This window comes from Methylocystis sp. (genome assembly GCF_051062815.1).
GTDB lineage: Bacteria > Pseudomonadota > Alphaproteobacteria > Rhizobiales > Beijerinckiaceae > Methylocystis.
The window spans coordinates 110,920-135,245 of the sequence record NZ_JBPFDU010000060.1; the positions used below are offsets into that span (position 1 = coordinate 110,920).

At 63.7% G+C, this 24,326-nt stretch carries 18 protein-coding genes and 1 tRNA gene; 14 read left to right on the forward strand and 5 right to left on the reverse strand.

Going from position 1 to position 24,326, the window contains the following annotated elements:
- The first annotated feature begins 106 nt into the window (after positions 1 to 106).
- From glgX to ACR65W_RS09840, 6 genes are read left to right on the forward strand one after another with little or no spacing between them, the layout of a single operon-like run.
- A complete protein-coding gene (glgX, locus tag ACR65W_RS09815) occupies positions 107 to 4,324 on the forward strand; it encodes a glycogen debranching protein GlgX (RefSeq protein WP_434499701.1) in 4,218 nt (1,405 codons plus the stop codon).
- On the forward strand, positions 4,314 to 5,651 hold the full coding sequence (locus ACR65W_RS09820) for a murein hydrolase activator EnvC family protein (protein WP_434499702.1): 1,338 nt from the start codon (positions 4,314 to 4,316) through the stop codon (positions 5,649 to 5,651). Before glgX ends, ACR65W_RS09820 begins: the two co-directional genes overlap by 11 nt.
- Positions 5,648 to 7,012, forward strand: coding sequence for a S41 family peptidase (locus ACR65W_RS09825; RefSeq protein ID WP_434502614.1), 1,365 nt, complete (start codon positions 5,648 to 5,650; stop codon positions 7,010 to 7,012). Before ACR65W_RS09820 ends, ACR65W_RS09825 begins: the two co-directional genes overlap by 4 nt.
- Before the next feature lie 49 nt (positions 7,013 to 7,061).
- Positions 7,062 to 7,826, forward strand: coding sequence for a heme ABC transporter permease (locus ACR65W_RS09830; protein WP_434498215.1), 765 nt, complete (start codon positions 7,062 to 7,064; stop codon positions 7,824 to 7,826).
- On the forward strand, positions 7,823 to 7,981 hold the full coding sequence (gene ccmD, locus ACR65W_RS09835) for a heme exporter protein CcmD (protein WP_434498216.1): 159 nt from the start codon (positions 7,823 to 7,825) through the stop codon (positions 7,979 to 7,981). Before ACR65W_RS09830 ends, ccmD begins: the two co-directional genes overlap by 4 nt.
- Complete coding sequence (locus ACR65W_RS09840; protein WP_434498217.1) at positions 7,978 to 8,574, forward strand: DsbE family thiol:disulfide interchange protein; 597 nt, start codon at positions 7,978 to 7,980, stop codon at positions 8,572 to 8,574. Before ccmD ends, ACR65W_RS09840 begins: the two co-directional genes overlap by 4 nt.
- Before the next feature lie 18 nt (positions 8,575 to 8,592).
- Here the strand turns inward: ACR65W_RS09840 and ACR65W_RS09845 are convergent, their stop codons facing one another.
- Positions 8,593 to 9,333: a sulfite exporter TauE/SafE family protein gene (locus ACR65W_RS09845; RefSeq protein ID WP_434498218.1), complete on the reverse strand. Its 741-nt coding sequence runs from the start codon at positions 9,331 to 9,333 to the stop codon at positions 8,593 to 8,595.
- Between the two features lie 25 nt (positions 9,334 to 9,358).
- Positions 9,359 to 9,985, reverse strand: a complete 627-nt coding sequence (locus tag ACR65W_RS09850; RefSeq protein WP_434498219.1) for a TetR/AcrR family transcriptional regulator — start codon at positions 9,983 to 9,985, stop codon at positions 9,359 to 9,361.
- 202 nt (positions 9,986 to 10,187) lie between these two features.
- Here ACR65W_RS09850 and ACR65W_RS09855 point away from each other — a divergent pair, with 202 nt between their 5' ends.
- Positions 10,188 to 13,646, forward strand: coding sequence for an acyl-[ACP]--phospholipid O-acyltransferase (locus ACR65W_RS09855; protein ID WP_434502616.1), 3,459 nt, complete (start codon positions 10,188 to 10,190; stop codon positions 13,644 to 13,646).
- Positions 13,647 to 13,840: 194 nt separating this feature from the next.
- Positions 13,841 to 14,044, forward strand: coding sequence for a DUF6471 domain-containing protein (locus tag ACR65W_RS09860; RefSeq protein WP_434497840.1), 204 nt, complete (start codon positions 13,841 to 13,843; stop codon positions 14,042 to 14,044).
- A 79-nt stretch (positions 14,045 to 14,123) separates the two neighbouring features.
- Here the strand turns inward: ACR65W_RS09860 and ACR65W_RS09865 are convergent, their stop codons facing one another.
- Positions 14,124 to 14,822 carry a hypothetical protein gene (locus ACR65W_RS09865; protein WP_434497841.1) on the reverse strand — a complete coding sequence of 233 codons (699 nt, stop codon included), beginning with the start codon at positions 14,820 to 14,822 and terminating at the stop codon, positions 14,124 to 14,126.
- Between the two features lie 370 nt (positions 14,823 to 15,192).
- Here ACR65W_RS09865 and ACR65W_RS09870 point away from each other — a divergent pair, with 370 nt between their 5' ends.
- The 6 genes from ACR65W_RS09870 (at position 15,193) to ACR65W_RS09895 (ending at position 21,259) form a co-directional block, all read left to right on the forward strand.
- Entirely contained in the window at positions 15,193 to 16,626 is a 1,434-nt protein-coding gene (locus ACR65W_RS09870) for a homospermidine synthase (RefSeq protein ID WP_434497842.1), read from the forward strand.
- Between the two features lie 168 nt (positions 16,627 to 16,794).
- Positions 16,795 to 17,919, forward strand: a complete 1,125-nt coding sequence (locus ACR65W_RS09875) for a PA0069 family radical SAM protein (protein WP_434497843.1) — start codon at positions 16,795 to 16,797, stop codon at positions 17,917 to 17,919.
- Positions 17,920 to 18,132: 213 nt separating this feature from the next.
- The gene (locus tag ACR65W_RS09880) at positions 18,133 to 18,723 is read left to right on the forward strand and encodes a hypothetical protein (protein ID WP_434497844.1); all 591 of its coding nucleotides are present in this window, start codon (positions 18,133 to 18,135) and stop codon (positions 18,721 to 18,723) included.
- A 125-nt stretch (positions 18,724 to 18,848) separates the two neighbouring features.
- A tRNA-Pro gene (locus ACR65W_RS09885) sits at positions 18,849 to 18,934 on the forward strand.
- A gap of 346 nt (positions 18,935 to 19,280) precedes the next feature.
- Positions 19,281 to 19,940: a ribonuclease HII gene (locus tag ACR65W_RS09890; protein WP_434497845.1), complete on the forward strand. Its 660-nt coding sequence runs from the start codon at positions 19,281 to 19,283 to the stop codon at positions 19,938 to 19,940.
- A 146-nt stretch (positions 19,941 to 20,086) separates the two neighbouring features.
- Complete coding sequence (locus tag ACR65W_RS09895) at positions 20,087 to 21,259, forward strand: site-specific DNA-methyltransferase (RefSeq protein ID WP_434497846.1); 1,173 nt, start codon at positions 20,087 to 20,089, stop codon at positions 21,257 to 21,259.
- 214 nt (positions 21,260 to 21,473) lie between these two features.
- Here the strand turns inward: ACR65W_RS09895 and ACR65W_RS09900 are convergent, their stop codons facing one another.
- On the reverse strand, positions 21,474 to 22,346 hold the full coding sequence (locus ACR65W_RS09900) for an undecaprenyl-diphosphate phosphatase (protein ID WP_434497847.1): 873 nt from the start codon (positions 22,344 to 22,346) through the stop codon (positions 21,474 to 21,476).
- A 117-nt stretch (positions 22,347 to 22,463) separates the two neighbouring features.
- Positions 22,464 to 24,188, reverse strand: coding sequence for an OFA family MFS transporter (locus ACR65W_RS09905; RefSeq protein WP_434497848.1), 1,725 nt, complete (start codon positions 24,186 to 24,188; stop codon positions 22,464 to 22,466).
- Positions 24,189 to 24,326: the final 138 nt, after the last annotated feature.

Below are 24,326 nucleotides of genomic sequence, written 5' to 3' on the forward strand. Positions count from 1 at the left end.
GAGAGGGAACCCTAACGATCGGCGTAGCGCGGGTTTCGCGACCTGCGCCGCGTCTTCCTCCCTCTCCCGCAAGCGAAGCGCAGCGGGGGAGGGATGGGGAGGGGGCATGAGCGGGCTCGCCGATGGCGCGCCGGAACCGCTTGGCGTCACGCCGGACGCGAGCGGCGCGAATGTCGCGGTGTTTTCCGCTCACGCCGAGGCGATCGAGCTTTGTCTCTACAATGACGCCGACGAAGAGTTCGCCCGCATAAAATTGTCCGTGCGCAGCGGCGACGTTTTTCATGGCTATATCGAGGGCCTTAAAGAAGGCCAGCGCTATGGCTTTCGCGCCTATGGACCCGACGCGCCGGAGGCCGGCCATCGGTTCAATCCAGCGAAACTTCTCGTCGATCCTTACGCGCTGGCGCTCGACCGCGCCTTCACGTTGCATCCTCCGCTCTTCGCCTATGGCGACGCCGCGAACGCTGATAGCGCCGCGCATCTGCCGAAAGCAATTGTCACGAAGCCAGTCCCTGCGGAGTCGCTGCGGCCAAAGCATCCCTGGCGCGATACGATCATCTATGAGCTTCACGTCAAGGGCTTCACCGCCGCTCATCCCGACATCCCGCAACATCTGCGCGGGACCTTCGCCGGTCTCGCGCATGACGCGGCGATTGCGCATCTGACGCGGCTCGGCGTCACGACGCTGGAGCTTCTGCCATGCGCGGCGTGGATCGACGAGCGCCATCTGCCGCCGCTCGGGCTTTCCAATTACTGGGGCTATAATCCCATCGCCATGATGGCGCCCGACCCGCGTCTCGCGCCGGGCGGCTGGCGCGAAGTTCGCGAAACCGTCGCCAGGCTTCACGACGCCGGGCTCGAAGTCATTCTCGACGTCGTGTTCAACCATACCGGTGAAGGCGACGAATTCGGGCCGACCGTTTCGTTCCGGGGATTGGATAACGCCAGCTATTACCGGCTCGCCGACGACCGCGCGCGTTACGTCAATGACTCGGCCTGCGGCAATATTCTCGATTGCGGGCGCGCGCCTGTCGTGCGGCTTATCATGGATGCGCTGCGCGCCTGGGCGCTCTATGGCGGCGTCGATGGCTTTCGCTTTGATCTGGCGACGACGCTCGCGCGTCGCCCCTCGGGGTTTGATCGCGACGCGCCATTGCTTTCGGCGCTCCTGCAAGACCCCGTGTTGCGGGACTTAAAGCTCATCGCCGAACCCTGGGACATGGGCCCAGGCGGCTATCGGCTCGGCGACTTTCCCGAACCTTTCGCCGAATGGAACGATCGCTATCGCGACGGCGCGCGCGGTTTCTGGCGCGGCGACTCCTGCGGCGTCGCCGAACTCGCGACGCGCTTCGCCGGTTCGCAAGATGTGTTTTCGCGCAGGCGTCCCTCGCGCAGCGTCAATTTCATCGTCGCGCATGACGGCTTCACGTTGCGTGATCTCGTCTCTTACGCGCATAAGCACAATGAAGCGAATGGCGAAGAGAACCGCGACGGCGCCGACCACAATCTCTCCTGGAACAATGGCGTCGAAGGCGAGAGCGAAGACGCGGCGATCCATGCGGCGCGCGCGCGCGATGCGCGCAATCTGCTCGCCACGCTGCTGTTCTCGCGCGGAACGCCGATGCTGGCGATGGGCGCGGAGCTGGGTAAGACGCAGTCCGGCAACAACAACGCCTATGCGCAGGACAACGCCCTCTCCTGGATCGATTGGGCGTGCGCCGACGAAGGACTGATCGAGACGACGGCGAAGCTCATCGCGCTGCGCAAGCGACATGCAGCATTGCGCGAAGACCGTTTTCTCGACGGCGCGCCGCATGACGCGACGCTCATCCCCGACGTCGAATGGTTGCGTCCTGACGGCGCGCCGATGCGCGAAGACGACTGGCGCGACGGCGAGACGCAAACGCTTGTCGCCGCGCTCTATGCCGAAGGCGATCGCGTCATCGTCATTCTGCATGCCGGCGCGGATGAGATCATCGTGCGGCCACCGCCCGCCCACGACAATCACGGCTGGCGATTGGCGTTCAGTTCGGCGAAGGCTCGCCCGAGCGAAGACGTTGAAGGAAGCAGTTCTATCGCGCCGCGCTCGGTTGCGCTTCTCGTCGAGGAAAGTCGCATATCGAGCCGGTCTATTGCGCCGGCTTCGGAAGACCTCCTCTCGCGTCTCGCGGGGGCGGCAGGCGTCGAAAGACAATGGCGAGATGTGGAAGGCGCGCAACACGATGTCCCTCGCGAGACGGTTTGCGCGTTGCTGGCGCAATTGGGCTTTCCGTCCCGCACGCTCGATGAGGCCCGCGAGAGTCTCGCGCGTCTTTCAGACTTCCGTGACAGACGCGCGTTGCCGGCGAGCCTTTCGGCGAAGGAGGGCGAGCCGTGTACGCTGCGGCTCGGGGCGGTCGAAGGCCGCACGCCAGGTTGGATCGTCGTCGCGCACGAAGACGGAAGCTGTTCGCGCGTCGCGCTGCGCGCGGAAAACGCCGCGCCGGTCACATGGCGCGGACTGGACGGTCGGCGCTGCGACGGCGTCGAAGCGCGACTGCCGCCGATGCCCGCCGGTCGTCATCATTTGTCGATCGAGGGCGGCGAAGACTGTGCGCTCACGGTCGCGCCTTCGGGCTGCTATCTGCCTCACGACGCGCGCCGCGACTTCGGCCTCTCCGCGCAGCTTTATTCCGCGCGCCGCGAGGGCGATCAGGGCATCGGCGACTTTTCGACGCTCGCGGAGCTCGCGCGCGTCGGCGCCAAGGCCGGCGCTGCGCTCATCGCCATCAATCCGCTGCACGCCTTGTTTGCGCAAGACCGCACGCGCGTCAGTCCGTATTATCCGTCCGATCGGCGATTCCTCGATCCGCTCTATATCGATGTGGCTGAGCTGGGCGGCATGTTCGGCGCGCCGATTGATTTCGACGAGAAGACCGCGGCCGCTCTCCGCGCCGCCGCGGATGTCGACTATCCCGGCGTTCATGCGCTGAAGATGGCGGCGCTCGAACGCGCCTTCGCAGTCTTCCTTGATCTCTTGCGCCGCCACCCTGACGCCGCGCCCGCCGCATCGTTCCAGCGCTTCATTGACCAGGGCGGGACGGCGCTCGCGCGTTTCTGCGTCTTCGAGGCGGTCAGCGAGGCGCGCAACGGCCAAAGCTGGCGGATGTGGCCTCAACAGCTGCGGGAGGCGCGCGATGCGGCGCTGACAGGCTTCGCGAGCGAACATGCGACGCGCGTCCAATTTCACCAATTTCTGCAATGGCTCGCCGATGCGCAATTCGCACATGCGGCGCAGGATGCGCACGCAGCCGGCCTGTCGCTCGGCTTCTGCCGCGACCTCGCCATCGGCGCGGCGCCCGATGGCGCCGAGTGCTGGAGCCGCGCGGCAAGTTTCGTGGACGGCTTCTCGATCGGCGCGCCGCCCGACGCCTTCAGTCGGGAAGGCCAGAACTGGGGATTGCCGCCGCCAAATCCGATCGACATGGAGAAAAGCGGCGGCGCCGATTTCGCAGAGCTGCTGCGCGCCAACATGCGCCATGCGGGCGCGCTGCGCATCGATCACGTCATGGGTCTGGCGCGGCTTTTCGTCATTCCGGACGGCGAAAAGCCTGCGGCCGGCGCTTACGTCAATTACCCGTTCGAGACCTTGCTGGGGCAACTTGCGCTCGAAAGCCGACGCGCCCAATGCGTGGTCGTCGGCGAAGATCTCGGCACGGCGCCGTGGGGCTTCCGCGAGCGCATCGCGCGCGCCGACGTGCTGAGCTACCGGGTTCTATGGTTCGAACGTTCGGGCGAGGGCTTCGCGCCGCCGACGCACTATCCGACAAAAGCCATGGCCTGCGTCTCGACGCATGACTTGCCGACGCTCGAAGGCTGGTGTGCGGCGGCGGACATCGCCGAGAAGCAAGCCTTGGGGCTGATCGCGGCCGACACGGCCGAAGCCGCCCGCGCCGCGCGCCGCGCGGAAAAGGACGCGCTGCTCGATGCGTTGCGCGCGCAGACGCTCATCGACGATTCGCATCGCTCGTCGGACGCCTTCGACGACGCATTGGCGCTGGCGCTTCATGCGTTCATCGCGCGCACGCCGTCCTTGCTCGCCATGGCGCAACTCGATGACCTTGCAGGGGAAACCCTTGCGATCAATTTGCCTGGCACCGATCGCGAACGCTTGAATTGGCGACGCAGACTGCCAGGATCGATCAACGCGCTCGTTGATTCGCGCCGCGCGCGCGCGATCCTCGCCGGGCTTTGCCGCAATGTGGACGTGATTCCCAAGGCATATCGGCCTCCGGGCGAAATTGATGCCGCGGACGGACATGAGCGTTTCGAGCATGGCGGGTAACGAAGCCACGGAGCGCGGGCTCATCTCTGCGGCGCTCTTTGCGATTTCTTTTGCGTTTTCCGCGCATGCCGAACAACAAGGTCCCGACGCCAAAGACATTTCGTCAAGGCAACAAGAATTGCGCGGCGTCGAAGACACGATGGGCGCCGTCCAGGAGCGCGCGCGTCGACTCGAAGAGCAGCTTGTCGACCACGCCGCCGCGCGCGAAAGGCTGAATGGCGCGCTCATCGAAGCGACCCAGCGGATGCAGGAAACGGAAGGGCGCGCGGCTGAAATCGAAGAGCGGCTTTCGACGCTCACCGAGAATGAGCGCAAGATCGTCTCTTCGCTCGAGAGCCGCCGCGGATTGATCATGGAGATTCTTACCGTCCTGCAGCGGATGGGCCGGAAGCCGCCGCCGGCGCTGATCGCGCGCCCGAACGAGATTCTCGAGGCCGTCCGGGCGTCGCTCGCGCTCGGCGCCCTGTTGCCGCAAATGCGCGCCGAAGCGCGCCAACTTCAGCGCGATCTGTCGGAACTCGAGCAGGTGCGCGATGGCGTTCGGCGTGAGCGCGAACGCCTCGCGGAGCAGCAAACGAGTCTCAGCGCTCAGCGCGAAAGGCTCGCCCCGATGATCGCCGAACGTCAGGACGCGCTTTCCACCGCGCAAAACGCCTTGCAGGCGGAGACGGAGCGCGCGCGCACGCTGGCGCAGCGCGCCACGAGCCTCAAGGATCTGATCGCGCGCATGGAGGCGGACAGCGCGGCGGCGCGGCGCGCGGCGGAGGCGGCGCGCAAGGCCGATGACGAGCGCGCCAAAGCTCAAGCGAGGCTTTCCGAGCGAGAGCGGCTCAAAGCGTTGTCCGCGCCGTTCAAGGATCCGGCGCGGCTTGCGCCCGCCGTCGCCTTCGTCGATCTCAAAGGCCGACTGCCGGCGCCGGCCGCGGGACCGGTCGTGCGGCGTTTCGGCGCGCCCGACGGTTCTGGGGGCAAGGAGAAGGGCCTGTCGATCGCGGCGCGCGAAAACGGCGTCGTTATCGCCCCTTGCGACGGATGGATCGCTTTTTCAGGGCCTTACCGTAGTTATGGACAACTCTTGATCATTAATGCCGGCGGCGGTTATTATGTGGTCCTGGCCGGCATGAGTCGCACCAATGTGAACGTGGGACAGTTCGTTCTCGCAGGTGAGCCGGTTGCCAGCATGGGAGACGGAGCCGCGCAAACCGCGGCGACCATCGCAATCGGCGCGAAACAACCCATTCTTTATGTTGAGTTCCGCAAGGACGGAGCGTCAATCGACTCGGGCCCATGGTGGGCAAAGTCAGACAGTCGGAAGGTCGGCGGATGATTCGCAAAACAGCCCTTATCGCCACAGGAATTGCAATTGGAGCGGGATTCGCCACGCTTGGCCAGCAGGCGCGCGCCGTCATCGGCGCTCCGGCTCAAGCCGCTTCCGCCGACACCTATAAGAATCTCAGCCTGTTTGGCGACGTGTTCGACAAGGTGCGCGCCGACTATGTCGAGAAGCCTGACGAGCAGAAGCTCGTCGAAAACGCCATCAACGGCATGCTGACCTCGCTCGATCCGCATTCGAGCTACCTTGACGCCAAGGCGTTCAAGGATATGCGGACGCAGACCGAGGGCAAGTTCGGCGGCTTGGGCATCGAGGTCACGCAGGAAGACGGACTCGTGAAGGTCGTCACGCCGATCGACGACACGCCGGCGTCGCGCGCCGGGATCATGTCCGGCGATCTCATCGGCGCCATCGACGACGAGACCGTGCAGGGCATGACCCTCAATCAGGCCGTCGACAAAATGCGCGGCGCGATCAACACGCCTGTCAAGCTGACGCTGTTCCGCGGCAAGAACAAGGACAAGGTCGAGGTCAAGCTGGTCCGCGCCGAGATCCACATCAAATCCGTGCGCTCGCGTAAACAAGGCGACGACATCGCCTATGTCCGCATTTCGCAGTTCAACGAGGAGACGGCGGAGGGCTTGCGCACCGCCATGGCCAAGGCGCAGCAGGACATCCCCGCTGACAAGTTCAAAGGCTACATCCTCGATCTGCGCAACAATCCGGGCGGTTTGCTGGATCAGTCCATCCAGGTCGTCAATTCCTTCATCGACAAGGGCGAGATCGTGTCGACGCGCGGCCGCAACGCCGATGAAACCCAGCGTTACAACGCCCGCGGCTCCGGCGATCTGTCGAAGGGCAAGCCCGTCGTCGTGTTGATCAACGGCGGTTCGGCTTCGGCGTCCGAAATCGTCGCCGGCGCTTTGCAGGATCACAAGCGCGCGACGCTGATCGGCACGCGCTCCTTCGGCAAGGGCTCGGTGCAGACGATTATCCCGCTGGGCGGCTCCAGCGGCGCGCTGCGGCTGACGACGGCGCGCTATTACACGCCGTCCGGCCGCACGATCCAGGCCAAGGGCATTGATCCCGACATGATCATCCTGCAGGACGTGCCGGACGAGCTTAAGGGCAAGGACGACACCAAGGGCGAAGCCTCGCTCAAGGGCCATCTCAAGACTGGCGACGAGGAAAAGACCGGCTCGCAGGCCTATGTCCCGCCGGATGAGGCGAAGGACAAGCAGCTCAACGCGGCGGTCGAACTTCTGCACGGCAAGCCGAGGGCGCAGATCCTCGCTGACCAGACCAAGGAGGTCGCCAAGGACACGACCAAGCCGCCGTCCAAGGCCGCCAATTGACGGTAATGGCCGTGGGGCTTAGACGGTCGGCGGGAGTTTCCGGCGGTCGATGAGCTTTCTGTCCACTTACGCTAATCCAACGCGCTTTCTGCGGTTTGCAGAACGCGCGTTGCCATGGCTCTCAAGCGCCACGGCGCTTCTGCTCGCGATCGGGCTCTACGGCGCCTTCACGGCGCCGCCCGATTATCAGCAGGGCGAAACCGTCCGGATCATGTACATCCATGTTCCGTCCGCCTGGCTTGCCATCTTCGCCTATGTCGTGATGACCTCGGCGTCGCTCGGCGTTCTGGTGTGGCGTCATCCCCTCGCCGACGCAGCGCAGAAGACCGCCGCCAGCCTCGGCGCCGCCTTCACCTTCATTTGTCTCGTCACGGGCTCGCTTTGGGGCAAGCCGATGTGGGGGACGTTCTGGGTGTGGGACGCGCGCCTCACCTCGATGCTGGTTCTTTTTCTTCTCTATCTCGGTCTCATCGCCGTAAGGCAGACGATGGACGACACGCCGCGCGGCGCGCGCATCGCGGCGATCATGACGCTTGTCGGCGCCATCGACATCCCGATCATCAAATATTCGGTCGACTGGTGGAACACCTTGCACCAGCCGGCCTCGGTGTTTCGCATTGACGGACCGGCGATCTCCGGATCGATGCTTTGGCCGCTCATCGTCATGGCGCTCGCCGCGACGCTGCTGTTCTCGACGCTGCATGTCATGGCGATCCGCAACGAAATCCTGCGCCGGCGCCTCGCGCGCTTGTCGATGCAGGCCGTCCGCGCCGGCGAAATCGCCGGCAATGAGAGCATGGAGGCCGCCGAGTGAGCGATCACTGGTTCTATATCGCCGCCGCCTATGGCGTGACGGCCACGACGCTCGGCGTCGTGACCTTGCGCATCGTTCTCGACTATCGCCGCCTGCGATCGGCGCTGGCGCGATTTGGCGCGGCGGGCGCGCGCGATGAAGGAGAGGGCGCGTGAGCGACGCCGTCGCGCCGCGCTCGGCGCTGCGCTTTCTGCCGCTGGCGCTCTTCGCGCTGCTGGCGCTGGTCTTCCTTGTGCGGCTGTTCTCCGGCGACGCGTCGCGTATCCCCTCGGCGCTGATCGGCAAGCCGGCGCCGGCTTTCGATCTGCCGGCGCTTGAAGGACTGGCCGGCGTTCCTGGTCTCTCGACGCAAGATTTGCGCAAGGGTCACGTGAGCCTCGTCAATGTCTTCGCCAGCTGGTGCGGACCCTGCCGGCAGGAGCATTCGGCGCTCATGGCGATCGCCGGCGACGAAGCTCTAAAGGCCAAAGGCGTCGAGCTCTACGGGCTTTCCTACAAGGATGAGACGACAAAGGCCTTAGGTTTCCTTGAGGAGGGCGGCAATCCTTTCGCGCGCGTCGGCGTCGATCCTGCCGGCCGCACGGCGATCGACTTCGGCGTTTATGGCGTGCCGGAGACGTTCGTGATCAAGGGCGACGGAACCATCGCCTATAAATTCGTAGGGCCGCTGACGCCTTCCGCCATTGCGACGACGCTCATTCCGGAAATCGAAAAGGCGATAGCGGGCGGGGCGGCCACGACGCGCTGAACGCGTCGGGCGCCCGGATCATGGCGCTCTGAGAAAGAGACCGACGGTCAGCGCCGCGCCGACCACGATGATGAAGATGCGCAGGACTTTTTCGTCAATGTGATGGATCAGGCGGGCGCCGGCGACGCCGCCGATCGTCGCGCCCGCGCTCGTCACCAGCGCCTGCGGCCAGTGCAGATCCGGCGAGAACAGGAAGATCGCGACGGCGGAGGCGTTCATGACGCCGGCCAATACGTTCTTGGTGGCGCTGGCGACGCGCACGCCCTGTCCGGCCATGGTCAGCGCGGCGACCATGAGGAAACCGATGCCGCCGCCGAAATAGCCGCCGTAAACCGAAATCAGAAATTGCGCCAGCGCCGCTCCCGGCGCGCTGAGATGCGTATGCGTGTCGCCTGATTTGCGAAAGAAACTGCCCCAGGCGAAGACCACCGTCGCAAACAGCACGAGCCATGGCACGAGACGCGCGAAGAGTCCCCGCGGCGTGCCAAGCAATACCGCCGCGCCGACGGCGCCGCCGACGATGCTGATCACGAACAGCGTGCGCAGCGAAAGTCCGTTGGCGCCCCGGGCGAGTCTGCGGCCGGTCCAGCCGGTCGCGACCTGCGCCGGAAACAGCGCCGCGCATGACGTGATATTGGCGGCCAGCGCGTCCATCCCCGTGAACATCAGGGTGGGAAGCGTGAGGAAGGAGCCGCCGCCGGCCAGCGCATTCTGCGCGCCCGCCCAGGTCGCTACGGCAAACAGCAGAATGAAAGTCATGCGCGCCTATGTCAGCTCGCGCGGCTCAAAGCAAGCGGGCCGACTCCATCATCAGTCCCGCCGCGAGAAGCCGTATCAGCACGCCGAGCTGCTCATCCAGCAATTTTGGCGGGGTCTCAGCGATCTTCTCCTCGAGCCCCAGCGCCACGACTCCATGCACGGCCGAAAACAGCGTGCGCGCCAGCGCGGCGCGCGCCATCGCGTCCCTGCCCGGCAACAGTTGCGCAAGCGGCGCGTCCAACCGACTGAACAGGCGGTTGCGCGCGTCCGCATACCAGGCCGGCACCGGCGCGCCAGGAGGCAATCGGTGCTCGAACAGCGCGCGCCAACTCGGCTCTTCTTTTCTCGCGAAGCTCAGATAGGCCCGCGCCATGGCTTCCAGCGCCTGCTCCGCCTCCGCGTCCACGAACGCCGCGTCGAGCGCGGCCTCCAGGCGCGTCAGGGTGCGCGCGTTGACCCGCAGGATCAGCTCGTCGAGGTCATGAAAAGCGGTATAGATCGCGCCGAGCGCGCAGCCGGCCGCGGCGGCGAGATCGCGCGCCTTAAGTCCGGCGAGACCCTGCGCCGCCACCGTCTCCTGCGCGATGTCGATAAGCCGGTCACGCAACTGCGTCCGGCGGTCGGCGCCCGCGTCGGCGTTCTTCTCGTTCAAGGAACGTCTCCCATTCGGTATGAACGTCGTTCATTTTTTGATTGACGGCAGAGCAAAAGCGCTGCAGTCTCCATATTGAACATAGTTCATGGCGAAAGGCTGACCTTCAACCCGATCGCAACGCCCATTGCAACGCGCCCGACTTGACCGATCCTTAAGGGTCATCGACGAAAGTCACGACGCATCTCCCGGAAGCTTCGACATGACGCATTCGCTTCTCGCTTCGCGGCGTTTCGCACCATTGTTTTGGCGTCAGTTCTTCGCGGCCTTCAATGACAACTTCCTGAAGAACGCCCTGGTGCTCCTGATCCTGGCGCACGCGGCCGAGAGCGGCGCGTCACTTGTTACGCTCGCCGGCGCGGCCTTCATCGCGCCGTTTTTTCTTCTGTCGGCGATCGGCGGCGAATTCGCCGACAAATATGACAAGGCGCGCGTCGTGCGCTGGTTGAGCCTCGCCGACATCGGAGTGGCGGGCCTCTCGGCGGTGGGCTTTCTTTTCTCCAATGTCCCGACGCTCTTTGGCGCGGTCATTCTCTTCGGCGTCACCAGCGCGCTGTTCGGCCCTGTCAAATACGGCATCTTGCCCGACCATCTGACGCGCGAGGAACTTCCGGAGGGCAATGCGCTCGTCGCGAGCGCGACCTTTTTCGCAATTCTCAGCGGCACGGTCGCCGGCGGCGTCGCGATTCATGCGGGCGACGGGCTGATCCTCGCCACGGGAGTCATGGGCGTCGCGGCGCTGGCGCTTGGCGCGGCGTGGCTCATTCCCCCCACGCGGCGCGCCGATCCCGATCTTGCGATCGACGCCAACGTCTTCCGCTCAACCTTCAAATTGCTGCGGCATCTGCGTGGTCAAATAGCACTGCGGCGGCTTGCCGTGGTGACGAGCCTCTTCTGGCTGTTCGGCTCCATCGCCATGTCGTTGACGCCCTCGCTCATCACCCAGACGCTGCATGGCGCGGAGATTCTCGTCAGCATTCATCTGGCGCTGTTCGCCGTCGGCATCGCCATCGGATCGGGGCTCGCCGCCTTCCTGCTCAAGGGCAAGATCGTGCTGCTGCCGTCTGCCGTCGGCGCGGCGGTCGTCGCTTTTGCGTCCGCGGATCTCGGCCTCGCGCTGCTCCTTTCGCCAGCGCCGGACGCGGCGACGGCGCTGTCGCCGCAAGCCTATTTCGCTCAACCGCTCGCTTGGCGCGCCGCGATTGATCTTTCACTGCTCGCGGTCGCCGGCGGGCTGATGATCGTTCCGTCCTTCGCCGCCATTCAGGCGCAGAGCGCGCCTGAGCAGCGCGCCCGCACCATCGCCGCCGTGAATGTGCAGAACGCCGCCTTCATGGCGCTCGGCGGCGTCGGGGTTGCGGGTCTGCAGAGCTTGGGCGTTTCTTTCGCGGCGCTGCTGATTGGCTTGGCCGTCGTCGCGCTCATCGCTTCGATTTGGATCGTCAAGGCGGTCGTCGCCTCGCCGCTGCAGGATCTGCTCTCGATCTACTTTCGCGCCTTCTATCGTCTCGAGGCGAAGGGACTGGAAAATTTCGAAAAGGCGGGACCCAATCCGATCGTCGCGCTCAACCATGTGAGCTTTCTCGACGCCGCGGCGATTTTCGCCGTCATGCCAAAGCAGCCGGTCTTCGCCGTTGACCGTGCGATCTCGAAGACATGGTGGGCGAAGCCGTTTTTGAAATTCATGCGCGTGATCCCGCTCGATCCAGCCAATCCGCTTGGCGCGCGCGCGCTCATCAATGCGGTCAAGGACGGGAATCCGCTTGTCATCTTCCCGGAAGGCCGGCTTACGGTCACCGGCAGTCTGATGAAGGTCTATGACGGCGCGGGGCTGATCGCGGAAAAATCCGGCGCGATGGTCATCCCGGTGCACATTGACGGCGCCGAGGCGACGATGTTCTCGCGGCTGACGCGCGAACAGGCGCGCCGGCGCTGGTTTCCGAAATTCACCCTCACCGTGCTCGAACCTATCCGCCTGACGGTCGATGACGCGCTGAAAGGCAAGGCGCGGCGGATGGCGGCCGGCGCGGCGCTCTATCAGATCATGTCGGATCTCGTCTTTCGCGCCACAAACGTCGATCGCACTTTGTTCGACGCCGTCGTTGAAGCCGCCCGCACGCACGGGCTGTCGCGCGTCGCTCTCGAAGATCCGATCTCCGGCAAGCTCAGCTATCGCGGGCTGCTGATCGGGACGCGCGCGCTCGCCGGCAAGATCGCGCGCATTGGGAGGCCGGGCGACGCGATCGGATTGATGCTGCCGAACGCCAATGGCGCGGGAATAGCGTTCCTCGCGGTCATTTCGGCCGGCCGCACGCCGGCGATGATCAATTTCACCGCTGGCGCCGCCAATATTCTGGCGGGCTGCGAGGCGGCGCAGGCGAGGACGATTTTGACGTCGCGCGGGTTCATCGAGAAAGCCAAGCTCGAAAAGCTCCTCGCGGCGCTCGAAGAGAAGGTCGCGATCGTCTATCTCGAAGACATGCGGGCGCGCATTTCCTTCGCCGACAAGCTCGACGCCTTTCGGCGGTTCCGTAAGCCCGTCGCTCCGCGCAAGGCCGACGAGATGGCGGCGATCCTTTTCACCTCGGGTTCGGAAGGCGCGCCAAAGGGCGTCGCCTTGTCGCATCGAAACATGCTCGCCAATGCGGCGCAGGCCGCCGCGCGCATCGACTTCGGACGCACGGACAAGGTCTTCAACGTGCTGCCGATGTTCCATTCCTTCGGTCTGACGGTCGGCTTCACGCTGCCATTGATCTCCGGCGTTCCGATCTATCTTTATCCCTCGCCTTTGCACTATCGCATCGTGCCGGAACTCGTTTACGGCTCAAACGCCACGATTCTTTTCGGCACGGACACTTTTCTCGCCGGTTACGCGCGCCCGGCCCACGCTTATGACTTCCGGTCGATCCGTTATGTCGTCGCCGGCGCCGAGCCGGTGAAGCAATCGACGCGCGATCTATGGATGGAGAAGTTCGGCGTCCGCATCCTTGAAGGCTATGGCGTGACGGAAGCCTCGCCGGTCCTCGCGCTCAACACGCCGATGTTCAACAAATTCGGCGCGGTCGGACGTTTGATGCCGGGCGTCGAACATCGGCTCGAGCCGGTTCCGGGCGTGGAGGACGGCGGAAGGCTCTTGGTGCGCGGTCCCAATGTGATGATGGGCTATCTCAAGATCGATAGACCGGGCGTCGTGCAGCCGCCGGAGAACGGCTGGCATGATACGGGCGATATCGTCACGATCGACGCGCAGGGCTATGTGACGATCAAGGGGCGCGCCAAGCGCTTCGCCAAGGTCGGCGGCGAGATGGTGTCGCTCGCGGCGATCGAACAGCTGGCGGCGGAACTTTGGCCCGACGCGCTGTCGGCGGCGGCGACCGAGATCGATCCGCGCAAGGGCGAGAGAATCATTCTTATCACGCAGCAGAAGGACGCGACGCGCGCCGATTTCCAGGCCTATGCGAAATCGAAGGGCGCGTCCGACCTGATGATTCCGGCGGAGATCATGATCGTCGAGAGTGTGCCGCTTCTTGGTTCGGGCAAGCTCGATTTCGCGGCGGTGACAAAAATGGTGCGCGAGCGCGGGCGCTACATTCTGCCCAACCCGCGCCTGCCCAACGGCCTGCAGGGTCGCATCGACGGAAACGCCGCTGCGTCTGCGTGAAATTCCAAGGATTTAAATTTTTGATCGCGCTGCGGTTCTCGCCCTTCGAGACGGCGCCATTCGGCTGGCGCCGGCGCTAGAAATAGGACTCCGCGAAGCGCAGCGCGCCGCTCGGGCGGCGGGCAGTCATAGGTGTCCGCGCCGCTGCAATGCGGGCAAACCGGCTTGCCCCTCAGTCTTATTTTGGAGACCCTATGGCGGCGATGGCGGACCCAGCAACCCAAGCCTATGGGATGAAGCCGAAAAAAATCCTCAAAGGGGAATTGAAGCGACGGGGCGTCACCTATGCGCAGCTTACCGAAAAGCAGGCGGCGATCGGGGTGAAGGAGACAGACCGGAACCTAAACAATAAGATCAGCCGCGGCGGGTTTACCGCCGCGTTTCTGATTCAGTGTTAACAGGCTATTGGTTGCACATCATTGCGCTTGGAGGATATCTGACTAGGTTACAAAATTCGTTTTTATGAATATCCGTAATTCATTTAACTAATCCAGGTGGTGTTCGCCACTCTTGACCAAAGTCCGTAGTCGTCACGCTCGCGAAACGGCTGCCGTCACGCACCTGGAATGCCAAGACGAATGGGAAAGGTTCCTCTTCGCCAGTTTCCCATTGGACAATTAGCTGCGCCCGCACATAATCTCCTGATATCCTATAGTGGATAGGCCATTTCTTTTCTTTCAATGACCATTCCCATGGGCGTTCTCCACCAACACCACAGTCTGCTAACGCAATGACTACCTGTTCTCCTGCGGATACATCCAAGCCACGTTTTAAAACATGACGTTCGTGAGGTAGCCACTTTCCGCCTGATAACTCCGAGAAGTCCAAGATTAGATCAACAGATTTGGCTCTATCGGGGAATACAATACGAGAAATAATATGAGTTGAATTCACAAGTGTAAAAGTAGCACTTGGCCGGCGACGCGAGGCTACAACTGTCCGCTGGCCCGATGTTTCGATGAGTGGGTGCTTCGGCACCCTCGTTCTCCATAGCATCCAAAAGCCAATCAACGGCAATATAACCGTTGGTCCCCAGCTGATGATTTGATCTGAGGTGACGTAATGGCTCAGCATGGCAGAGCCTTGATCAAAAAGCTTGCCTTTGATGCCGTCCCAAATCCAGCGCCAAAAGGCCCCGAAGCAGAAAAGCAGGAAGCCAAAAATCCTTTGTAGCATAGCTCCGATCCTGCCCTCGCGCGGCTGATTCCGCAACGCGTCTCGGCAGAACGGACATTAGCTGGAAGCCCGCATCGGGCAGCCGCGATCACTTAGCGGCTCCCTGCTGCTCAGTCTCAGCCTTGTGGCGTTTGCGCCATAATGCCGGGCGTTTCGAAGGACGAGGGGCCCTTGCGAATCTTCATGATTCGATGAGCCACGACCCAATGTCGTCGAAGACGCCCAACTGGCCTGCGTGTCGCCGAGCGCGGGCAAAAAGCGCGGGCGCAGCGCCACGCCATGCGCGCCGCCCGCGCATACTCAAGCTCTTGATTAATACGTCCATGCTTGCTTTATCGCGGCGCAATATCTTTCTCAGGAGCTGCGCCTCATGTCGACTTGGCCAAACTACGGCAAAATCACCGGTCCGATCGTGCTGATCGGCTTCGGCTCCATCGGCCGAGGCATTTTGCCGCTGATCGAGCGCCATTTCGATTTCGACAAATCGCGCTTCACCGTCATCGACCCCGTCGATACGCATCGTCGTCTGCTCGACGAGCGCGGCATCGCTTTTCTGAAAACCAAGCTGACGCCGGAGAACTACCGCGAAGTCTTGACCCCGCTGCTGACGAAGGGCGGAGGCCAGGGCTTTATCGTCAATCTCTCGGTCGACGTTTCCTCGCTCGCGATAATGAAACTCGCGCGCGAATTGAACGCGCTCTGCGTCGACACGGTGGTGGAGCCATGGCCGGGCTTCTACTTCGACAAGACCATGTCCAATGAAGCGCGCACGAATTATGCGCTGCGCGAGACGGTGCTCGAGGAGCGCCGCAAAAATCCCGGCGGATCGACGGCGGTTTCCTGCGTCGGCGCCAATCCCGGCATGGTCTCATGGTTCGTGAAGCAGGCGCTCGTGGATATCGCGCGCGACACGGGAACGCTCGACAAGGAGCCGGCAACGCGCGCCGAATGGGGCGCGCTCGCCCAAAGGCTCGGGGTCAAGGGCGTTCACATCGCCGAACGCGACACGCAGCGCGCGCGCAATCCGAAGCCGCGCAACGTCTTCGTCAACACCTGGTCGGTCGAAGGCTTCGTCTCCGAGGGCCTGCAGCCCGCCGAACTCGGCTGGGGCACGCATGAAAAATCCTTGCCCGACATCGGCCGCACGCATCCCTCCGGCTGCGGCGCGGCGATCTATCTGCTGTCGCCCGGCGCCAATACGCGCGTGCGCTCATGGTGCCCGACGCCGGGGCCGCAATATGGCTTCCTCGTCACCCATAATGAGTCGATCTCGATCGCGGACTATCTCACGCTGCGCGACGATAAGGGTCAGGCGATCTATCGTCCGACCTGTCATTACGCCTATCATCCCGCCGACGACGCCGTGCTTTCTCTGCACGAGATGTTCGGCGCCGCCGGCAAGATGCAGGAGAGCTGGACGATCCTCGACGAACACGAGATCGTCGATGGAATCGACGAACTCGGCGTGCTGCTCTACGGCCACGCCAAGAACGCCTATTGGTACGGGTCGCAACTCTCGATCGAGGAGACCCGCGACCTCGCGCCCTATCAGAACGCCACCGGACTGCAGGTGAGTTCGGCGGCGCTCGCCGGCATGGTCTGGGCGCTGGAGAACCCGCAGGCGGGAATCGTCGAGGCCGACGAGGTCGACTACAAGCGCTGCCTCGAAGTGCAGCTGCCGTATCTCGGCCCGGTGAAGGGCTATTACACGGATTGGACGCCGCTCGAGGGGCGTCCCGGCCTGTTTCCGGAAGATATCGACGAAAGCGATCCGTGGCAGTTCAGGAATATTCTGGTGCGCTAGCGCGCGCCAGATCGGGCCAAACAAGCGCGCGGAGCCACTCGGCGCGCTTTATTTACGTTCGGAAAGCCGCTTGCCTCGCTTTAATGTTCTCTATATGTTCTGACTAGCGTCAGTTCTGAGCGGTCGCCAGGGCGATGCTCGGGGCGACGCTGGGCAGAGGTTGCGGACATGGGTGCGGCTCAGGCATCGACAGAGATAAAGGGTGCCCCGGGGATCGACGCCGCAGCCCTCGTTGAGGCCGATCGCCGGCGCGGACGCGGCGCGTTGTCGAAGCGCAGCGGCCGCTTCGAAAAGGAGACTCGCGAGGAGGCCGACGACGGTTGGGGCTCGCTGGAGAGCCTTGCGGCGCTCAAGACGAATTTTCACATAGAGAAGCCGCGCACGATCATCACCAGGAATGATTCGCCGGACATTTCTTTCGACCGCTCGATCAATCCCTATCGCGGCTGCGAGCATGGCTGCGTCTATTGTTTCGCGCGGCCGACGCACGCCTATATGGGCTTCTCGCCGGGCCTCGATTTCGAGACCGAGATCTTCGTCAAGGACGGCGCGGCGCAGCTTCTCGAACGCGAATTATCGGCGCCGCGCTATGTCCCCAAGACGATCGCCATCGGCACCAACACCGATCCCTATCAGCCCGCCGAGAAGAGCCATCGCGTGATGCGTTCGATCCTCGAAATGCTGGCGCGCGCCAATCATCCGGTCGGCATCGTGACGAAGTCGGCGCTGGTGCTGCGCGACCTCGATCTGCTCGCGCCAATGGCGTCCAAGGGCCTCGCGAAGGTCGCGATCTCGGTGACGACGCTCGACCGCAAGCTGGCGCGGCTGATGGAGCCCCGCGCCGCGACGCCCGAGCTGCGGCTTGATGCGCTCGAAAAGCTCAGCGCCGCCGGCGTGCCGACGGCGGTGATGACGGCGCCGATCATTCCGGCCATCAATGACGACGAGATCGAGCGGATCTTGATGCGGGCGCACGCCGCCGGCGCACGGGAAGCGGGCTATGTGATGCTGCGCCTGCCGCTCGAATTGCGCGATCTCTTCACCGAATGGCTGGCGACGCATTTTCCTGACAGGGCCAGGCGAGCCCTCGCGCTCGTGCGCTCGACGCGAGACGGCAAGCTTTACGATGCGTCCTTCGGAACCCGCATGAAAGGCGAGGGGCCCTACGCCTGGATGATCGGCCGGCGTTTTGAGCTTGCGGCCGCCCGGCTCGGCTTTGCGCAGAGAACAAGATTGCGAACGGATTTGTTCGAGCCGCCGCGCCGCGCGCCGCAGCAGCTCAGCCTCTTCTGAGCCTGCTCACGACTCGTTTGGCACGACCATCCGATTTTCCTGTTCCAAAAACTTGATTAAGCGAACCGCCGAGCCTTCAGCGGAAAGGCAGCGGCTTACGAAATGAACCGGGGCCGGGGGAGGCATTCACTTATTCACAGGCATCCCACTCGTTTCACGCAATGATTTAAATTTCGCTTGCGGATCATTCGTTGCCAGCCTACGCTATTCAGCATGAATGATGGTGCCAAACAGAGCGACGATTTGACCTCGGAGGACGCGGTTCCTTCAGGTGACTCTCCGCTCGCCGAGGAGAAAGTGAAGCTTGCTGCCGCGATTAAGCAGGAGCAACAAAAGTTTTTTCAGGCGTTTTCTGACTTCATTATTGCGAACAGGACGGAGGCCCACACGATCGGGTGGGAGGAAGGCTTTTTGGCCGGGTGGGGAGGTGCGATGAAGCACTTCCAAGACGAGGCACAAAAAAAAGCCCGGGAAGCCGCAATGGGCGCTAAGCCCCCGCAGCCGCCGGAAAATCGTGGACACCTTTATTCGCGACTCCACGACTTGCTGGCGGATAGTGGCGGAACCTCAACAGCAAGACCGCCGGCAATCATTACTGTGCAGCGTTTCATCCGTCGCAATCCGGGGCTGCGAGGCGTGGAGATCGCCGCCGCGCTAGCAAAATCATTCCCCGAGCGGACTGTGCGAACCGCACTCCATCGGCTGAAAACTGCGGGACACATTCGCATCGAGGAGGGGCGCTGGCATCCAGTGACGCCCACTCCTCCTAACTCATCCCAGGAGAAAGCCGATGCCCCCCCCTAAAATTGGCGCCAGCGCGTCCTTGAGACAAGCCGACTTGGCGCGCTGGCTGCTCTAGGGTCGGGCCGGATTGGAGAGAGCTGCAACCCTCTACCAATCCGGTGAGCTACCGCTCATGTCCCCTGCTTGGCCCCGTGGCGAAATTGGTAGACGCGGCAGCTTTGGGAGCTGCTTCCTGGTGGGATTGTCGGTTCAACTCCGACCGGGGCCACCATTTATATTAGCACAACCGGACTCTGGGGAGCTAGAGTGATTCGCTTGTACACAATGCATGTGGTTGCTGGTTCATGGCAGTTCAACGTTTCACATTGCGTTCAACAATCACTTACATGTTCAGAATCGCTTAGCTCGCGACGGCATAAAATGCATACTTCTGAGTATGTGTCGTAATGCAAGCTGATGCTGAAGAGTTTTTTTAAAAAATTCTCAGCATCCAAATGGCGGATTGAGTACTCACTTCTCAAATTGATGATTTACCGCGAGTAATCTCATGCCGCCGCCGGTGGCTTGCCAACGGCGGGTTCTCCACGCTTTATTGGCCCGAGCGGCTCCTGCGCCCGATGACGCGCCTGCGCAGGATCGCGCGCGATCCGCGCGGGGGAGCGTTTGTGACGGCCAAGGGGCCCCATTTTCGGCTGGAAGCGCAGCTGCGCCGCAAAGGCGTCTGGCCGATCGCCGGCGTCGACGAGGTTGGACGCGGGCCGCTTGCGGGTCCGGTGGCGGCGGCGGCGGTGATTCTCGATCCCGAACGACGGCCGCGGGGGCTCGATGATTCGAAGGCGCTGAACCAGGCGCAGCGCGAAGAAGCGTTTGAGCGCATCATGGCCAGCGCGCTCGCGGTGAGCGTCGCCTTCGTCGCCCCCGCCGAAATCGACCGCATCAATATCCGCCAGGCGACGCTCGCGGCGATGGCGCGGGCCGTCGCCGGCCTTTCCCAGACGCCGGCCTATCTTCTCATCGACGGCAACGACCGGCCGCCGGTCAACTGCCCCTGCCAGCTGATCATCAAGGGCGACGCGACCGCGCTGTCCATCGCCGCAGCCTCGATCGTCGCCAAGGTCGCGCGCGACGCCATGATGCGCCGCCTCGCCGTCCACTATCCCCACTATGGGTTTGAGACCAATGTCGGCTACGCCGTGCAGCGTCACCTTGACGCGCTGGCGCTGCACGGCGCGAGCCCGGCGCATCGCGTCAGCTTCGCGCCCGTGCGCGAGGCGTGAGGCCTTCGTCAACTATTCGCTAACCTTTTTATTTCTTTAAGACTTCCGTTCGAAAAAGAGACGTCGGCGTTTTGCCAATCTAAACGCCCCCTTTACCTCCCTGCTTCACTATCTCGCATGTTGGTTGCGTTGATGGTGTTCAGTTCATGCGTAGCGCGCGCGTCGGGGCGGCTCGCCTCAAAGCCCGAAATCAGGTCACGCGTATCGGGCGCACAAATGAAGGGCCGCTCCGCGCGACGGCGCGCAACGAAATCCTGTGCGGCGACTGCGTCGCATCGATGGAGCGACTGGCGCAGGAGAGCGTCGATCTCGTCTTCGCAGATCCGCCCTATAATCTGCAGCTCGCCAATCGTTTGCATCGCCCGGATCAAAGTCTCGTCGACGCAGTCGATAATGACTGGGACAAATTCGCGAATTTCGCCGCCTATGACGCCTTCACGCGCGACTGGCTTGCGCAGGCGCGCCGGGTGATGAAGCCCTCGGCGACAATTTTCGTGATCGGCTCCTACCACAATATTTTTCGCGTCGGCGCGATCATGCAGGATCTGGGCTTCTGGATCCTGAATGACATCGTCTGGCGCAAGAACAATCCGATGCCGAACTTTCGCGGCCGGCGCTTCACCAACGCCCATGAGACGATGATCTGGGCGGCGCGCGACCAAAGCGCCAAGAACTACACCTTCAATTACGAGGCGCTGAAGGCGGCGAACGAAGATTGCCAGGTTCGCTCCGACTGGCTGCTGCCGATCTGCGGCGGGACAGAGCGTCTCAAGGATGGCGCGGGCCGCAAGACCCATCCGACGCAAAAGCCGGAAGCGCTGCTCGCGCGCGTCATTCTCGCCGCCTCGAGCCCGGGCGATCTGGTTCTCGATCCCTTCTTTGGCACCGGAACGACCGGCGCCGTCGCCAAGCGCCTCGGGCGCGATTGGCTCGGCATCGAGCGCGACGGCGACTATCGCGCCGCGGCGCGCGCGCGGATCGCGGCGATCGAACCCTTGCCGCATGAAACGCTCGCGACGGCCCCGTCTAAGCGCACGGAGCCGCGCATCGCCTTCGCCAGCCTCGTCGAAGCGGGACTCATCGCGCCGGGCGCGACGCTCGTTGACGCCAGGCGGCGCCATCGCGCGGTGGTGCGCGCCGACGGCGCGCTGTCGCTCTCCGGCTTCGTCGGCTCGATCCATAAGACCGGGGCGCTGGCGCAGGGCCTGCCGGCCTGCAACGGCTGGACCTTCTGGCACTACGAAGAAAAGGGCGCACTCGCGCCGATCGACGATTTGCGGGCCGAGGCGCGCGAACGTCTCAAAGTGGCGGCGGAATAAAAACCCTCTCCCACGCAAGTCGAGCCTGCTCGACTTGCGATTAACAATGCTGAAGTCGGCAACAGCCGACTTCAGACCGGAGAGGGTCGGACCGAAGGTCCGGGGTGAGGGGAAACACACTCGATTGCTTTTTCCAGATTCAGGCGATCAGCGCGCGACCCCTCACCCGGCTCGCTGCGCTCGCCACCCTCTCCCGATGGGAGAGGGTTAGGCGCTACGCCAGCCATCCCGCGTAAAAGCCCACGAGCAGTACGATTCCGATGAAGGCGCGATAGTACACGAAGGGCCAGGCGGAAAAGCGTTCGAGAATCCGCAGCAAGCCCCAGATCGCGACAAAGGCGGAGATCGAGGCGACGAAAAGCCCGAGCGTCAGCACCGCCCAGCCGTGGAAATCGAGCTGCGCCTTGTGCAGCTCCCATAATTCCTTCAAGCCCGCGAGCGCGATCGCCGGCAGGCCGAGCAGAAAGGAAAAGCGCGCCGCTTCCTCGCGCTTGAGGTCGAGGAATAGCGCCGCCGTCAGCGTCGAGCCCGAGCGCGAGACGCCCGGAATGAGCGCGCCGACCTGCGCGAAGCCGACGATCATCGCGTCCTTCAGGCTGACATGTTCGAGCGTGCGCTTGTGATTGCAATAGAGTTCGGCGATGGCGAGCAGCGCCGCCATCACGATCGAGGAAATGCCGATCACCGGCAGCGTGCGCAACGGCGAGCCGCAGGTGTTGAGCGTATGCGACAGCGCGAGGCCGGCGATGCCGATCGGCACGGTCGCGAGCGCGATCCAGACGACGAAGCGAAAGGTCCAATCGTTGAAGTCGCGCCGCACGAGCGCCCGCACGGACCCCTCGGCGAGCGCGCGGATGTCGCTCCAGAAATAGCTGACGACCGCGGCGAGCGCCGCGAGCTGCATCGCCGCGGAGAAGGCGGAGCCAGGGTCCTTCCAGCCGAGCAGCGCCGGCACGATGCGCATATGCGCGGTCGAGGAGATCGGCAGAAGCTCGGTGATGCCCTGCACCACGCCGAGAACGGCGACTTTCATATAACCGAGATCGACAAAACCGGTGTCGAGCCCATTCGTGCAAGCGGTCGCCATAGAGGCCCTCGTCTCGTTTGTCGGCCCCGCGACGAATCACGAAGGCGCCAAGCGACTCCGACTTCTGGCAAACAAGCCGGCCGCGATCAAGGCGAGCTGCTGGCGATCGCGCCCAAATCAGTGAAACAGCGCGGCGGTTTTGAGGAGGGTCGTCCAGACGCCCCAGGCGAGGGGGACGCCGACGGCGGCCCAGGCGAGAACCAGCAGCAGCGATCCGTCCTTTGAGCCGGGCGGCGCGCGCGCGGCGGCCGGCGGATCGGCGTCGGTCGCGGCGGGGTCCAACCCTTCTTCGACGAAATCCTCGAAATCGGCGTGGATGTCGTCATCTGCCTTGACGACCTCGGCGACCGTGATGTGCTTTTGCGCCGCGACCTCTTCATCGCTCATGTAATATTTCTCGGCGCAGGGCCGCACGAGCAGATTGCAGACGAGACCGCAGAGCAGCAGGCCCGCGAGCACATACATCGTCTGATTATAGGCGGCTTCGCGCGGGACGCCGACGCTCAGCTGATATTCGCGAATGTAATTGACAAGCACGGGCCCCAGCACGCCCGCCGTCGACCAGGCGGTCAGCAGCCGTCCATGGATGGCGCCGACGTGATGCGTGCCGAAGATGTCGGCGAGATAAGCGGGGATCGTCGCGAAGCCGCCGCCATACATGGTGATGATGACCGCAAAGAGCAGGACGAAGAGGCCGACGATCGCCCCGCTCGCGGCGAAGGGGATCGCCGAATACAGCACGATGCCGACGATGAAGAAGATCGCGTAAGTGATCTTGCGGCCGAATTTATCGGACGCCGACGCCCAGCCGATGCGCCCGCCGATGTTGCACAGGCTCAAGAGGCCGGTGAAGCCCGCCGCGATCGCCGCGATCTGCTTTTTCTGATCGGCGTCGAGCTGATCGAATCCCATGTCCAGGCCGATCAGTCTGCCGCCGAAGACTTCCTGCAGCATTGGCGAGGCCATGCCGAGAACGCCGATGCCGGCTGACACGTTGAGACAGAGCACGGCCCAGAGCAGCCAGAATTGCGGCGTCTTCCATGCGACGTCGAGATGCACGTGACGATGCGTCACCATGGCGTTCTTGGCCGCCGCGGGCGGCGTGAATCCTTCCGGCGCCCAGCCTTCGGACGGCACCCGGTAGCTGAGCGCGCCGGCGACCATGAAGGCGAAATAGATCGCCGCGAGCGTCACGAAGGTCTGCCAGACGCCCGGGGAAGCCGGCGTGGCATAGAAGCTCATCAGCCGGTCGGCGAGCGGCGCGCCGATCATCGCGCCGCCGCCAAAGCCCATGATGGCGAGGCCGGTCGCCAGGCCGCGCCGGTCGGGGAACCATTTGATGAGCGTCGAGACCGGCGAGATGTATCCAAGCCCGAGACCAATGCCGCCGATCACGCCCGAGCCGATCCAGAGCATCCAGATCTGGTGGAGATAGACGCCGAGCGCCGAGACGAGCAGGCCGCCGCACCAGCAGCAGGCCGCCGCGAGACCGGCCTTGCGGGGTCCGGCTGTCTCCAGCCAATGGCCGAAGACCGCCGCCGAGGAGCCCAGAAATACGAAGAACAGCGTGAACGTCCAGCCCAGCCAGCTGATCTTCCAGTCGCAGTGGGTGGCGACAAGCGTCGCGAAAAGCCCAAGCGTTTCCGGGCATTCCTTCGGCTGCGCGCCGCCGACGACGCGAGAGAGCGGCAGCCAGAAGACGGAAAAGCCATAGGCCATGCCGATGCACAGATGAATGGCCAGCGCCGCCGGCGGCACGAGCCAGCGATTGAATGTCGGCAATGCGACGGTTCGCTCGCGGCTGAAAAAATCGGGTCGGGCGATGGCGTCGGCGGCGGACATGAACGCTCCTGCGGCGATGTTGCGGCGCGATATTGCGCAAGCGCTGCGCCCGGCACAAGTCCGCGTGCAACCCTCTCCCAGAGGGAGAGGGTGGACGCCGAAGGCGGCCGGGTGAGGGGTTGCGACGCTTATTGTCTG

What these genes read in the sequence shown, in the direction of transcription:
- ACR65W_RS09820 (WP_434499702.1), top strand. Translation starts at nt 4,314, where the DNA reads ATGGCGGGTAACGAAGCCACGGAGCGCGGGCTCATCTCTGCGGCGCTC.
- ACR65W_RS09845 (WP_434498218.1), bottom strand. Translation starts at nt 9,333, where the DNA reads ATGACTTTCATTCTGCTGTTTGCCGTAGCGACCTGGGCGGGCGCGCAG.
- ACR65W_RS09860 (WP_434497840.1), top strand. Translation starts at nt 13,841, where the DNA reads ATGGCGGCGATGGCGGACCCAGCAACCCAAGCCTATGGGATGAAGCCG.
- ACR65W_RS09905 (WP_434497848.1), bottom strand. Translation starts at nt 24,188, where the DNA reads ATGTCCGCCGCCGACGCCATCGCCCGACCCGATTTTTTCAGCCGCGAG.
- ACR65W_RS09830 (WP_434498215.1), top strand. Translation starts at nt 7,062, where the DNA reads ATGAGCTTTCTGTCCACTTACGCTAATCCAACGCGCTTTCTGCGGTTT.
- ACR65W_RS09895 (WP_434497846.1), top strand. Translation starts at nt 20,087, where the DNA reads ATGCGTAGCGCGCGCGTCGGGGCGGCTCGCCTCAAAGCCCGAAATCAG.
- ACR65W_RS09870 (WP_434497842.1), top strand. Translation starts at nt 15,193, where the DNA reads ATGTCGACTTGGCCAAACTACGGCAAAATCACCGGTCCGATCGTGCTG.
- ACR65W_RS09855 (WP_434502616.1), top strand. Translation starts at nt 10,188, where the DNA reads ATGACGCATTCGCTTCTCGCTTCGCGGCGTTTCGCACCATTGTTTTGG.
- ACR65W_RS09825 (WP_434502614.1), top strand. Translation starts at nt 5,648, where the DNA reads ATGATTCGCAAAACAGCCCTTATCGCCACAGGAATTGCAATTGGAGCG.
- ACR65W_RS09890 (WP_434497845.1), top strand. Translation starts at nt 19,281, where the DNA reads ATGACGCGCCTGCGCAGGATCGCGCGCGATCCGCGCGGGGGAGCGTTT.
- ACR65W_RS09875 (WP_434497843.1), top strand. Translation starts at nt 16,795, where the DNA reads ATGGGTGCGGCTCAGGCATCGACAGAGATAAAGGGTGCCCCGGGGATC.
- ACR65W_RS09865 (WP_434497841.1), bottom strand. Translation starts at nt 14,822, where the DNA reads ATGCTACAAAGGATTTTTGGCTTCCTGCTTTTCTGCTTCGGGGCCTTT.
- glgX (WP_434499701.1), top strand. Translation starts at nt 107, where the DNA reads ATGAGCGGGCTCGCCGATGGCGCGCCGGAACCGCTTGGCGTCACGCCG.
- ACR65W_RS09900 (WP_434497847.1), bottom strand. Translation starts at nt 22,346, where the DNA reads ATGGCGACCGCTTGCACGAATGGGCTCGACACCGGTTTTGTCGATCTC.
- ACR65W_RS09880 (WP_434497844.1), top strand. Translation starts at nt 18,133, where the DNA reads ATGAATGATGGTGCCAAACAGAGCGACGATTTGACCTCGGAGGACGCG.